The organism is Undibacterium sp. JH2W (genome assembly GCF_049340425.1).
Taxonomy (GTDB): domain Bacteria; phylum Pseudomonadota; class Gammaproteobacteria; order Burkholderiales; family Burkholderiaceae_D; genus Undibacterium.
Map to the genome: position 1 here is coordinate 112,984 of NZ_JBMPOT010000018.1, position 11,863 is coordinate 124,846.

An 11,863-nucleotide genomic window follows, 5' to 3' on the forward strand; every position below is an offset into this window, starting at 1 on the left:
ATGTAATCTCAAACTGTCAAAAGATGTCTGTGAAAAAAAGTTTAGCTGGTCTGGGCCTGATGATCTTAGCAGGTTTCGCAACAAGTCCCTTTGCCTATGCGGCAACGGCAAAAAAGGGCTTGATTATCAATGATGACGACCGTTTCATGGCCTTGCGCGATGCCGCCTTTCATGAAGACGCCGCCAGCGCCGAGCAACATGCGGCATTGCTGAAGAATTATGAAATCCCTTCCTATGTCGATTATTACCGCTTGCGGGCGCGCCTGATAAAAACGACAAACTCTGAATTCCGTGAATTTATTAGCAAGTACGAAGGCAACGCCATCGCTGACCGTCTGCGTAATGACTGGTTATTATTGCTGGGCAGGCGTGGTGAATGGGACTTGTTCGATCAGCAATATCCACAATTCGTGGTGGCTGACGATAATCAGTTGCGCTGTTACTCCCTGTTATCCAAAGCGGTAAAACAACAGAAAGTGGCAAGCGAGGCACGCAATTTGCTCAACAGCCCGCGGGACTATGGCGAAGGCTGTTATGCCCTGGTGACTTATCTGAACAGCAATGGGCAATTCAATCAGGCTGATTTATGGGCGCAAATGCGCATGGCGGCAGAAAACGGGGCCTTGCCTCTTGCACAACGCCTGGCAAAATTGCTGAATGTGCCAGAAAAGCAAGTCGCAGAAGCCATGGACAAACCGGCCGCTTTGCTCAAGAGAGCGCCAGATGCCGGTCTTGCCGCCCATGAACTCTATCTGATCGCGCTGGGCCGCCTGGCAAAAAGCGACCATGAGCAAGCTGCTGCGGCCCTGAGCCACAATGCCGCCCAGTTCACGGACAGTGAAAAAGCCCTGGGCTGGGCGCAGATCGCCATGCAAGCCGCACAAAAGCTGGAGCCAGAAGCCCTGGGCTATTGGCAAAAAGCCGAGGGTGCGGCGCTGACGCAAGAAGCCTATCAATGGCGCACCCGCACTGCCTTGCGCGAAGGCGACTGGAAGCTGGTGAAATCCAGCATCACCGCCATGCCTGCCAGCCTGAAGGCCGACCCGGCCTGGGTATACTGGTATGGCCGCGCCCTGAAAGCCGAAGGCAAGAATGAAGAAGCACGCGCCCAGTTTGCCAGCATTGCCGATCAACTGCATTTCTATGGCCAGCTTGCCCTCGAAGAGCAGGGTCAAAAAATAGGCGTGCCAGCCACCGTCAAGCCAGTCACCCCAGAAGAACTGGCCCCCATGGAAAAAAACACCAACCTGCAAAGAGCTCTGAAGTTTTACGCCATGAACCTGCGCTTTGAAGGCACGCGGGAATGGAATTGGGAATTGCGCAAGATGAGCGAGCGCCAGCATCTGGCCGCAGCAGAGCTGGCAAGAGCCAATAATTTGCTGGACCGCATGGTCAATACTTCTGACCGCACCAAGGGTGAACTCGACTTCAGCCAGCGCTACCCTACCCCCTTCAATGACAGCATGTACAAGACTACCCAGGCACTGGGCATGGACATGGCCTGGGTGTATGGTTTGATACGCCAGGAATCACGCTTCATCATGAATGCCAAATCGCATGTGGGCGCATCCGGCCTGATGCAATTGATGCCGGCGACGGCACGCTATGTCGCCAAGAAAATTGGCCTCGGTAATTTTGTACCTACCCAGGTCAATGACATAGAAACCAATATCGCCCTGGGCACGAATTATCTCAATATGGTGTTGACCGACCTGGGCGGTTCGCAAGCCCTGGCCTCGGCTGCCTATAATGCTGGCCCTGGCCGTCCGCGTGCCTGGCGTTCCAAACTGACGCGTCCAGTAGAAGGGGCGATTTTTGCCGAGACCATCCCCTTCAACGAGACCCGCGTGTATGTCAAGAATGTATTGTCGAATGCAACGTATTACGCTGCCCTGTTCGAGAAAAAACCGCAGTCACTGAAAAAACGCTTAGGCACGGTCGTACCCAAGGGCATGACAGCCACTGACTCCGATATTCCTGCCAATCTTTGAGTATAGACATCATGCAAGATACAGAAATGCAACCCGCGCTGGCCGCCATGCTGGACCAGCACCGTGCCGGTTTGCGCCTGGTGATAGGCAACAAAAACTATTCCTCATGGTCCATGCGGCCCTGGGTGCTGATGAAGGCTTTTGGCATCCCTTTTGAAGAGATACGCATATTGCTGAACCAGCCAGACACCACCACCCGCATCGCCGAATATTCTGCCGCTGGTCGCGTGCCTGTCTTGCTGGCGGGTGAAATCACGGTCTGGGATTCGCTGGCGATATGTGAATATCTGGCCGAGCAATTCTCCATACTCAATCTGTGGCCGGAAGATGTTGCCGCCCGGGCCACGGCGCGCAGTATTTGCGCTGAAATGCATTCCGGCTTTTCTTCCCTGCGCTTTGACATGCCCATGAATATCCGTGCTGATTTGTTTGGCAAGGGCCGCACCATAGGTTCGCAGGCAGACATAGGCCGCATCAGTGAAATCTGGGAAGATTGCCTGGCCTTGTATGGTGCGCATGAATTCCTGTTTGGTGCTTTCTCTATTGCGGATGCTTTTTATGCGCCGGTAGTCATGCGCTTTCGTACCTATGGCGTCTCCCTGGCACCAGCACTGCAAGCTTATGTAGACCGCGTCATTGCCCATCCAGCCGTGGCCTTGTGGGTACGCGAAGCCTTGCTGGAAACCGAATCCATGCCCGGTCATGACAATCGACATGGCGACTGAATAATCAGCATGAAGACATATATCGTAGGTGGTGCCGTGCGCGATGCACTGCTGGGCTATCCCGTGCAAGACCGGGATTTTGTCGTCGTTGGTGCCAGCCCGCAAGACATGCTGGCCCAGGGCTTCCTGCCTGTGGGCAAGGATTTCCCGGTATTCCTGCATCCCAGGACGCATGAAGAATATGCCCTGGCCCGCACAGAACGCAAGACCGCGGCTGGTTACAAGGGCTTTGTGTTCCATACCGACGCTGATGTGACGCTGGAACAGGATTTGATACGGCGCGACCTCAGCATCAATGCCATGGCCCAGGATGACGATGGCACCATCATCGACCCCTATGGCGGCCTGCAGGACCTGGAAAACCGGGTATTTCGCCATGTATCGATGGCATTTTGTGAAGACCCGGTACGCATCTTGCGTCTGGCCCGCTTTGCTGCCCGCTTTGCCATACCGCCGCGGGATTTCAGTGTGGCGCAAGAAACCACGACCCTTATGCAAGAAATGGTCGCTGCCGGTGAAGTCGATGCCCTGGTGGCTGAACGTGTATGGCAAGAGATTTCACGCGGTCTGATGGAAGTGCGTCCTTCGCGCATGTTTGAAGTGCTGCGCAGTTGCGGCGCACTGCAACGCCTGTTGCCTGAGCTGGATACCTTATGGTCTGGCCCGGCAGCCACACAGTTAATGGAGTTACTGGATGCAACGGCACAAGCGGCACACCCATTGACGACACGCTATGCCGTACTCTTGCACGATCTGACTGCCGCGCAAGCAGGCGTTCCAAGCACTCCTGCGCAGGAAAAACAGCGCACGACCCTGGCTGACGCGATTAGCCAGCGTCTGAAAGTACCGGCAGATTGCCGTGACCTGGCCATCCTGCTGGCGCGTGAGCATTTGCATATCCAGGCGGCCATGAGCATGACAGCAGCGGACAAGATTGATCTGTTAGGTCGCTGTGACGCCTATCGCAAACCTCAGCGTTTCCTGGAGCTATTAAGCACGACTGCCTGTTTATTTGGCAATAAATATGTCCAAGCAGATGCAGCCTATGAACCGCAAATCCAGCTAGCCAAGGCGTTGGAACTGGCTCAACAAATCAATGGCGGCGACATTGCCAGCCAGCACGCCAGCACGCCCTCACAAATTCCTGTTGCCATACGGGCAGCCAGAATAGCGGCGCTGAAGACGGCCATTAGCTGAAGCCGGTGGAATAGAAGTTTTATTCTCAAATAAAGCGCTTTTCTGGAATAATCGAAACAGATCATCTACAATGCATTGTGCACTGCACAAAAGCTACCCATAAGGAGCTGCCATGAATGCGTCCGACGTTTTTCCAGAAGATCCCAAACACTTGTTAGATTCTGCCAATAAACCATCCAGATCTGCTGTTTTCGTGAAGGAATTATCAGAAAAGGACAGGCATCGCATCCTGAAGCACTTTCTCGGCCTCGAAGAAAGTGACCGCCTGCTACGCTTTGGCACCTATTTGCCGGATACCCTGATAGAAAAATACGTGGAAGGGATAGATTTCTCCCGCGACAAGGTCTTTGGCGTCATCAGCCACCGCTTCAATATAGTGGGTGTTGGTCATCTCGCCTATGCCCCCCGCAGTGAAGATGATGAGCACACCAACAAGGACAAGGTGGCAGAGTTTGGCGTCTCAGTCTCAGGCAATGCACGTGGCAAGGGCATAGGTTCCAAGCTGTTTGAACGCGGTGCCATCCACTGCCGCAATGATGATGTTGATACCCTGTATATGCATTGTCTGTCATCCAACCAGACCATGATACACATCGCAAAAAAAGCCGGCATGGAAATCCACCGCGCCTACGGCGAAGCCGACGCCTACCTAAAAATCCTGCCCGCCAACGCCGCCAGCATCTTGAAAGAAGCCATGCAGGAACAAGTCGCCACCATCGACTACACCATCAAAGCCAACGCCCGCGCCGCCGCCAAATGGCTCAGGTATTTGCCGGGTGTGAAGGATAGCTCGAAGTAAGTTAGAAGTAAGTTCGCAGACTAAAAGACCTCTCAACACAGAGGCACAGAGACAAAGAGAAATGCAGGAGGAAAACCGAAGTGCTTTTCTCTGTATCTCACTTGTCGATTAAGTTCAAATCAGTACATCTTTACTCATCATCCAGCCCCTTCCCCTCAAGAATTTTCTGCATGTATTTTTCTACTCTGGCTACTCTGGTCCTGGCTTGTTTGGCAGCAGAGAAATGCAGGAGATAGGCTCTTTGACGGCCTGGGGTCAAGGCTTCGAATGCAGTTTTTAAATCCGCGTGCTGTTCCAGTTTTTGCTGGAATTCTTCAGGCATACTGAATTCTTCTGTCTTTTTAAAATCCACTTTCAAGCCAGCTTTTTCTACTTTGATCGCCTCGGCAATATAGGCTTTGATCGTGGATTTTATCTTCACTATTTCTTGGGCACTGGTGAAGCGCAGCTGGCGCGCAGCCTGGGTATTTTCTGTTTGCTGTATCAGGATATTCTTGGGATCTTTTAACAAAGCCCCTTTGAAAAACAACAGGGCAGCATACTCTTTGAATACATGGATCAAGACTATGTTGCTGTCTTGCGAGGTATAGCAGGGCGTGCCCCACTTCAACTCTTCGGTCAATTGACAGTCCAGGGCGATTTTTCGCAATTCAGCTATTTCTTCTTGCCACTTTTTGGCTTTAGCCACATAGCCATCAACCCTGGAATTCATAGTATGCCTTTCCGATATAAAGTGCACTTATGGTGAGCCACCGCAAACTGGGGCTTGATTATGAGTAATAAATTATTAATCAGTTTTATCGTTCTATCAATATGCACGCACATGCACGTATATGTACTTACATCAGGCGCCGACCAGGACAGGCAAAGCCGTCGTATCCTTGATTTGCTGCAAGGCAAAACTTGATTTCACATCGAGTACCGCTGAATGACGCAATAGCGTCTCCATCATGAAACGTGAAAAGTGATTCATGTCTTCCACATGCACACGCAAGAGATAATCCATTTCGCCCGTCATGGCATAGCAGGCCACCACTTCTGGCCATTGCCCCACAGAAGCAGAGAAATCATCGCGCGGTGAGCGTGATGCCCCCTTGCCCGGAGCATCGCTATGCTTTTCCAGCCTGACATTAACATAGGCCAGCAAGCCCAGGCCTATCTTGGCGGGCTCCAGCAAGGCTACGTATTTGCGGATGACGCCACTGTCTTCCAGGCGCTTGATGCGGCGCAGGCAGGGGGAAGGCGAGAGATTGACACGCTCGGCCACTTCCTGGTTGGTCAGCCTGCCATCAGCCTGCAAAATCGCCAGGATCTTGCGGTCTATCTTGTCCAGTTCAACTTCAAGCATAATCTGCCCCATACCAAATGAATTAAGCAATATTATTGCTCAAATCAATGAAGTATTGGGTTATTTTGCAATTATATGGCGCGTTTCGCAGACTATACTGAGAGCTTGAGCTACATCAAAGCCAGACTTCAAACTAGCCAGATGCAGCAATACTGATGATCACACTGAGGAGACAGGCATGACTTTCCAAACTTGGGAAAACCCTATGGGTACCGATGGCTTTGAGTTTATCGAGTACGCAGCACCCGATCCAAAAGCACTGGGCGAATTATTCGTCACTATGGGTTTTACCGCGATCGCCAAGCATCGCACCAAGGATGTGACTCTGTTCCGCCAGGGCGGTGTGAACTTCATCATCAATGCAGAACCTGATTCTTTCGCACAAAAATTTGCCCGCAAACATGGCCAGTCCGTGTGCGCATTCGCTTTCCGCGTCAAGGATGCCAATGCTGCCTACAAGCGCGCGCTGGAACTGGGCGCCTGGGGCTTTGACAATAAAACCGGCCCTATGGAACTCAATATCCCTGCTATCAAAGGCATAGGCGATTCCCTGATTTATTTCGTTGACCGCTGGCATGGCAAAGATGGTGCAGATACAGGCGCCATCGGCAATATCAGTATCTATGATGCTGACTTCGTAGCATTGCCAGGCGTGGATTCCAATCCTGTCGGCAAAGGCCTGACTTACATCGACCACCTGACCCACAATGTACACCGTGGCCGTATGAAGGAATGGGCAGATTTCTATGAAACCCTGTTCAACTTCCGCGAAATCCGTTACTTCGATATCGCTGGCAAGCATACAGGCCTGAAGTCCAAAGCCATGACTTCTCCTTGCGGCAAAATCCGTATTCCTATCAATGAATCTTCGGATGACAAATCCCAGATCGCTGAATACCTGGACCTGTACCACGGTGAAGGCGTACAACATATCGCCATGGGCACAGACAATATCTATGACACAGTTGGCGGCATGAAAGCCAATGGCGTCGTGTTCCAGGACACCATAGAAACTTACTACGACCTGGTTGACCGTCGCCTGCCTGGCCATGGTGAGAACCTGGAAGAACTGCGCAAGCTGCGCATTCTGGTCGATGGCAAGAGCACAGAAACATCGCGTGAATTGCTGTTGCAGATTTTCACGACCACGGTCATCGGCCCTATCTTCTTTGAAATCATCCAGCGCAAAGGCGACCAGGGTTTTGGTGAAGGTAATTTCCGCGCCCTGTTTGAATCTATTGAGCTTGATCAGATCCGTCGTGGCGTCATCAAAGACGAAACAACTGCCTGAGGCATTAAAACTTTGTTTCGCTAACAGCTAATGGAGACTTGAAGGAGGCTGGCCATCATGATGATGCCGGCCTTTTTCGCTGAAAAATATGGATACTATCGCTACTTCCGCTACTACTGTCAGCAACGACGATTTCCTTGCCACCGTTGCCGAAAAATCCAATGGTGCTGCCTTGCGTGGCAATTATGAAAAAGCCGACGAGCAATACGTCGTCGCCCAGGACTGGGACGCTTATACAGAAGAAGAACACGAATTGTGGCGCAAACTCTACCAGCGCCAGATGGAACTCTTGCCTGGCCGTGCCTGTGATGAGTTCATAGAAGCACTGCACAAGATGGATGCGTCTGGTGGCATCCCGCGTTTTGAGCGCACTTCAGAAGAATTATTTGCCGCCACAGGCTGGCGCATCGTCGCCGTGCCTGGCCTGATCCCTGAGCTGACGTTCTTTGAACACCTGGCCAATCGCCGCTTCCCTATCACCGTGTGGTTGCGCAAGCCTGAAGAATTCAATTACATCGTTGAACCCGATGTCTTCCACGACTATTTTGGTCATGTACCACTGCTGTTCAATCCTGTCTTTGCTGACTATATGCAGTTGTATGGCAAGGGTGGCTTGAAAGCGATGAAGCTGGGTGGTCTGGATTATCTGGCGCGCCTGTACTGGTACACGGTGGAGTTTGGCCTGATCAAAACAGACAAGGGTTTGCGTATTTATGGCGCGGGCATTTTGTCATCTGGTGGTGAAGTGGAATATTGCCTGAAGCCGGGTACACCTTCACGCCATATCCACCTTGAAATAGAACGCTGCCTGCAAACCCTGTACAAGATAGACAGCTTCCAGGAAACCTATTTTGTCATCGACAATTTCCAGCAATTGTTTGATGGCACGGCACCGGATTTCACGCCTTATTATGAGCGCCTGAAACAACTCGATGCCTTGCCAGCCAATACTTTATTGCCGGGTGAAGTTGAATTACTGCCATAAGTTGGCATCTAAAAAAAAATAAAGTGGGACATCAAGCGTGATGTCCCATTTCTTATTTTTGTGCAGTGACGGTATTTGATACCCGCGTCCAGACCTGGCTACGACCATTTTCTGGTTTGTCCTTGTAGGCTGTGACTTCCAGCTCAGTCGGGCTCAGCATACGCATCTGGCAAGCATAGGTCTGGCCATCAGCACGGTTAAAAATTTTGCCTGACCAGGTGTCCGCCTTGCCTGGAGTAAAGCCCTCCATGATGGTCTTGCCCAACACAGGTATCGCAGGCACTGATGCCGCAGTACTACCCATGGCACTCATAGCGCTCAGGTTAGCTGCGGCCAGTTCATTGACCTTGCTGACTTTGCCGCACAAGGCTTGGCCGCAATTGCCGATTTCTACTTCCAGGCTACCACTTTGCGTGAGCCAGGTGCCCGCGATTGCCACCTGCTTGCTGGCATGGCTGTTAGCTTGATTGTTAGTCTGAATCTCAGCTTCCACAGGTGCTAGGTAATAATCAGACAAACCTGCCTGCTGCGCCTGTACAGACCAGGCACTCATCAATACAGTGGCGCAAGTCGTGATAACGATCATTTGCTTTTTCATGTCAGTTCTCCTTAGGTTATAAAGGTGATGAAATCATCACGGCCATATCATTAGACTGGAGCAAGGTATCTGGCACATGTCAGGAAATACCTTATTTGCATCCCTATATGTGTCAAGGGCACTCAGATACACTGGGATACAAAAGATTTTGCCTATGTCACGATTTAAGCTATAAAGCCCTATGAGCGTAGCGAATAGAATGAGCACAAAGCCCACTACATGGAAAATACTGACTCCCCGGACCACATCCTCATCGTTGATGATGATGCAGAAATACGCGAACTGACTGCCCTGTACCTGCGCAAGAATGGCAACAAGGTCAGTACGGCTGCGGGCGGCAAGCAAATGCGCGCTTTACTGGAAAGCAATGCCATCGATCTCATCGTGCTTGATATCATGATGCCGGGTGAAGATGGGCTTAGCCTGTGCCGTGAATTACGCTCAGGGCCACACAAAGTCATCCCCCTGCTTTTCCTGACTGCACGTGCAGACGAGACCGACCGTATAGTGGGCCTGGAAATGGGTGCCGACGATTACCTGACCAAGCCTTTCGCCGCACGGGAATTGCTGGCACGCATCAAAACGGTCTTGCGCCGCACACGCATGCTGCCACCTAAATTGCGCGAACAAAAGCCGCCCGCCATGCTGCAGTTTGGGGACTGGCAACTCGACACTCTGGCACGCCATCTGCTCGACAAAGACAGTGTCATGGTGACACTCAGCGGGGCAGAATACCGTTTGCTGCAAGTCTTTGTCGAACATCCACAAAGAGTACTGAATCGTGACCAGTTACTGAACCTGACCCAGGGTCGGGATGCGGATTTGTTCGAGCGTTCCATAGACTTGCTGGTCAGTCGCCTGCGCCAGCATTTGCGCGACGATGCGCGCGAGCCACGCTATATCAAAACCGTGCGCAGCGAAGGCTATGTATTTTGCGCGCAGGTCACAGCACCTGAGGAGGCTTGATGCACATCATAGAAAGCCCGCACTGGCCACACACCCTGTTTGGCCGCCTGTGCCTGATTTTGCTGAGCGCCCTGCTGATGGCCTATGCACTCTCATTTGCTTCGTCGCAATGGGACAAGATGCAGGTCAGGAAAAATCATATGGTCTATTCAGTGGGCAAGGATGTCGCCAATGCGATTTCCTTTCTCGACCGCCTGCCAGTCAGCGAACGTCAGGCCTGGCTGAGTAAGCTGGCCCGCAACAACTACCAGTATACTTTGCAAGCCGCGCCTGCTGATTCCACCGACAGCACAGACCTGGACATTGCCAATGAGGCCATCGAGGCGATAAAAAACAATCTGGAGCGAGCGGCGAAAATCCGTATTAGCATGCGCACGGAAGGTGATAAGAAAGTCCTGCAATTGCATCTGGCCTTGAGTGATGGCGCACCGCTCACTGTTCGCCTGACGGCAACACCTTACACCATACAATGGAGCATGTTCTCGCTGCTCTGCATACAGCTTGCCATCATCATGCTGGCAACCTGGCTGGCAGTCAGGACAGCAACGCGCCCGCTGGCCATGCTGGCTGAAGCAGCCGATGCCATGGTCAAGCCAGGTGCCAGACCACAGTTCCCTGCCCGCGCCCCGCGAGAAGTATTTCGTGCGGCTACCGCCTTCCAGAATATGCAAGAACGGATAGATACTTATCTGGCAGAACGCATGCAAATCCTGGCCTCCATCACCCACGACCTGCAAACCCCCATCACCCGCCTGCGCCTGCGCACCGAACTCATGGACGACGACAGCCAGCGCGATAAAATGCAGGCCGACCTGCAAGCCATGCAGAAACTGGTGGAACAAGGTCTGGCCTATGCCAAGATACAAAACCAATTACAAATCGACCAGGAAGCCAGCAGCAAGATCAAGCTTGATGCACTGGCAGACAGCCTGGTACAAGACTATTGCGACACCGGCCAGCATGTCAGTCTGAGCGGCAGCAGCAACCAGATCGTACAAACCCGCCCCCTGGCCCTGTCCCGCCTGCTCAGCAACCTCATCGACAATGCCCTGAAGTTTGGCAGTGAAGTGGAAGTTGTCCTGGACAGTGATGCGCAGCATGCCGTCATCACCGTGCAGGACAGAGGCCCCGGCATCCCTGAAAACCAGTGGGAAGCCGTCATGCAACCCTTCGTACGACTAGAATCCTCCCGCAACCGCGACACTGGCGGCGCCGGCCTGGGTCTGGCGATCGTGGCGCAACTGGCGTTGCAACTGCATGCACAAATGCAGTTTGCCAATCGTGAAGGTGGTGGTCTGGCGGTGAGTGTCAGATTACCTTTGCATGTTGGGGTGGAGTAGGGCTAAGCGATGAGCAATTGACCGCGAAGAACGTGAGTAGCGGTCGTGGTGACGTTGCTGTTGAATTTGACGTTGCTTTTGACTTTTCGCAGTTCCCATGTGTAGCCGCCGTTTGTGCAATACAGAAAATGGAAAAAGAAGGACCGCTGTTTGAGGTGTAGCAGGGGTTTCGAAGTGCATGCACTTCGCCTGCGTAACGGCAATCGCTTGCAAGCGATTGTGCGCCCTGCAAGGGTAGCGAGTTTCGGGCCTTCCCATTTTTTGTACTGCATAAACGGGAACCCCGCAGGGGCGGCTACGCCTGGGTCGCCTTCTTTGGCATACCTTTCTTGGCGACGTGTATAGAACAGGGACATAGGTTACAGGTGTATTGAGACATAGGTAACACATTTAAACGGATTTCTTTTGCGTTCGCAAATCAATTTGCAGGATTTTTTGACGGCAATAAAACACATCAAAAACCCCGTCACTAGCATTGTTAGGTCTGACTGCAATGGTTTCTCGATGTAAGGCAGATGACACCTTAAAAGCACGTTTTTGAAACTTGATCCATCCTTCCCAACCAACTTTGAGAGTGATGTCGTCGGGAGGGTATTCGACTGGCGGCAAGCAAGCGGGGTAAG

General features: G+C 52.2%; 11 protein-coding genes and 1 pseudogene. 8 read left to right on the forward strand and 4 right to left on the reverse strand.

The genetic code is table 11. The features are described from left to right. Nucleotides 1–23: 23 nt before the first annotated feature. From ACO0LC_RS23625 to ACO0LC_RS23640, 4 genes are all read left to right on the forward strand, one after another. Nucleotides 24–1,991 (forward strand): transglycosylase SLT domain-containing protein, encoded by a 1,968-nt coding sequence (locus ACO0LC_RS23625; protein ID WP_423007746.1) that lies wholly within the window; start codon nucleotides 24–26, stop codon nucleotides 1,989–1,991. An 11-nt stretch (nucleotides 1,992–2,002) separates the two neighbouring features. Next, a complete protein-coding gene (locus ACO0LC_RS23630) occupies nucleotides 2,003–2,716 on the forward strand; it encodes a glutathione S-transferase family protein (RefSeq protein WP_423007748.1) in 714 nt (237 codons plus the stop codon). 9 nt (nucleotides 2,717–2,725) lie between these two features. After that, on the forward strand, nucleotides 2,726–3,913 hold the full coding sequence (locus tag ACO0LC_RS23635; RefSeq protein ID WP_423007750.1) for a multifunctional CCA addition/repair protein: 1,188 nt from the start codon (nucleotides 2,726–2,728) through the stop codon (nucleotides 3,911–3,913). Nucleotides 3,914–4,025: 112 nt separating this feature from the next. Then, entirely contained in the window at nucleotides 4,026–4,712 is a 687-nt protein-coding gene (locus ACO0LC_RS23640) for a GNAT family N-acetyltransferase (protein ID WP_423007752.1), read from the forward strand. A gap of 130 nt (nucleotides 4,713–4,842) precedes the next feature. Here ACO0LC_RS23640 and ACO0LC_RS23645 read toward each other — a convergent pair whose 3' ends face one another. Beyond that, complete coding sequence (locus tag ACO0LC_RS23645; RefSeq protein ID WP_423007754.1) at nucleotides 4,843–5,424, reverse strand: YdeI/OmpD-associated family protein; 582 nt, start codon at nucleotides 5,422–5,424, stop codon at nucleotides 4,843–4,845. Between the two features lie 132 nt (nucleotides 5,425–5,556). Then, nucleotides 5,557–6,060: an Lrp/AsnC family transcriptional regulator gene (locus ACO0LC_RS23650; protein WP_423007756.1), complete on the reverse strand. Its 504-nt coding sequence runs from the start codon at nucleotides 6,058–6,060 to the stop codon at nucleotides 5,557–5,559. A 178-nt stretch (nucleotides 6,061–6,238) separates the two neighbouring features. Here ACO0LC_RS23650 and hppD point away from each other — a divergent pair, with 178 nt between their 5' ends. Both hppD and phhA read left to right on the forward strand, forming a co-directional pair. After that, nucleotides 6,239–7,351 (forward strand): 4-hydroxyphenylpyruvate dioxygenase, encoded by a 1,113-nt coding sequence (gene hppD / locus ACO0LC_RS23655; RefSeq protein WP_423007758.1) that lies wholly within the window; start codon nucleotides 6,239–6,241, stop codon nucleotides 7,349–7,351. Nucleotides 7,352–7,439: 88 nt separating this feature from the next. Beyond that, nucleotides 7,440–8,336 carry a phenylalanine 4-monooxygenase gene (phhA, locus tag ACO0LC_RS23660; RefSeq protein WP_423007760.1) on the forward strand — a complete coding sequence of 299 codons (897 nt, stop codon included), beginning with the start codon at nucleotides 7,440–7,442 and terminating at the stop codon, nucleotides 8,334–8,336. 52 nt (nucleotides 8,337–8,388) lie between these two features. On the opposite strand, the gene ACO0LC_RS23665 is transcribed toward phhA, so the two are convergent. Next, the gene (locus ACO0LC_RS23665; RefSeq protein ID WP_423007762.1) at nucleotides 8,389–8,934 is read right to left on the reverse strand and encodes a DUF2147 domain-containing protein; all 546 of its coding nucleotides are present in this window, start codon (nucleotides 8,932–8,934) and stop codon (nucleotides 8,389–8,391) included. A gap of 219 nt (nucleotides 8,935–9,153) precedes the next feature. Between ACO0LC_RS23665 and ACO0LC_RS23670 the strand changes: the two genes are divergently transcribed. Next, nucleotides 9,154–9,900 (forward strand): response regulator, encoded by a 747-nt coding sequence (locus ACO0LC_RS23670; RefSeq protein WP_423007764.1) that lies wholly within the window; start codon nucleotides 9,154–9,156, stop codon nucleotides 9,898–9,900. Further along, nucleotides 9,900–11,240 carry an ATP-binding protein gene (locus ACO0LC_RS23675; RefSeq protein ID WP_423007766.1) on the forward strand — a complete coding sequence of 447 codons (1,341 nt, stop codon included), beginning with the start codon at nucleotides 9,900–9,902 and terminating at the stop codon, nucleotides 11,238–11,240. The genes ACO0LC_RS23670 and ACO0LC_RS23675 overlap by 1 nt, the downstream gene beginning before the upstream one ends. A 390-nt stretch (nucleotides 11,241–11,630) precedes the next feature. Here the strand turns inward: ACO0LC_RS23675 and ACO0LC_RS23680 are convergent. Then, nucleotides 11,631–11,863, reverse strand: a pseudogene (locus tag ACO0LC_RS23680) (IS481 family transposase); the annotation flags it as partial.

What these genes read in the sequence shown, in the direction of transcription:
- ACO0LC_RS23635 (WP_423007750.1), top strand. Translation starts at nt 2,726, where the DNA reads ATGAAGACATATATCGTAGGTGGTGCCGTGCGCGATGCACTGCTGGGC.
- ACO0LC_RS23625 (WP_423007746.1), top strand. Translation starts at nt 24, where the DNA reads ATGTCTGTGAAAAAAAGTTTAGCTGGTCTGGGCCTGATGATCTTAGCA.
- hppD (WP_423007758.1), top strand. Translation starts at nt 6,239, where the DNA reads ATGACTTTCCAAACTTGGGAAAACCCTATGGGTACCGATGGCTTTGAG.
- ACO0LC_RS23675 (WP_423007766.1), top strand. Translation starts at nt 9,900, where the DNA reads ATGCACATCATAGAAAGCCCGCACTGGCCACACACCCTGTTTGGCCGC.
- ACO0LC_RS23630 (WP_423007748.1), top strand. Translation starts at nt 2,003, where the DNA reads ATGCAAGATACAGAAATGCAACCCGCGCTGGCCGCCATGCTGGACCAG.
- ACO0LC_RS23650 (WP_423007756.1), bottom strand. Translation starts at nt 6,060, where the DNA reads ATGCTTGAAGTTGAACTGGACAAGATAGACCGCAAGATCCTGGCGATT.
- ACO0LC_RS23640 (WP_423007752.1), top strand. Translation starts at nt 4,026, where the DNA reads ATGAATGCGTCCGACGTTTTTCCAGAAGATCCCAAACACTTGTTAGAT.
- ACO0LC_RS23665 (WP_423007762.1), bottom strand. Translation starts at nt 8,934, where the DNA reads ATGAAAAAGCAAATGATCGTTATCACGACTTGCGCCACTGTATTGATG.
- ACO0LC_RS23645 (WP_423007754.1), bottom strand. Translation starts at nt 5,424, where the DNA reads ATGAATTCCAGGGTTGATGGCTATGTGGCTAAAGCCAAAAAGTGGCAA.
- phhA (WP_423007760.1), top strand. Translation starts at nt 7,440, where the DNA reads ATGGATACTATCGCTACTTCCGCTACTACTGTCAGCAACGACGATTTC.
- ACO0LC_RS23670 (WP_423007764.1), top strand. Translation starts at nt 9,154, where the DNA reads ATGGAAAATACTGACTCCCCGGACCACATCCTCATCGTTGATGATGAT.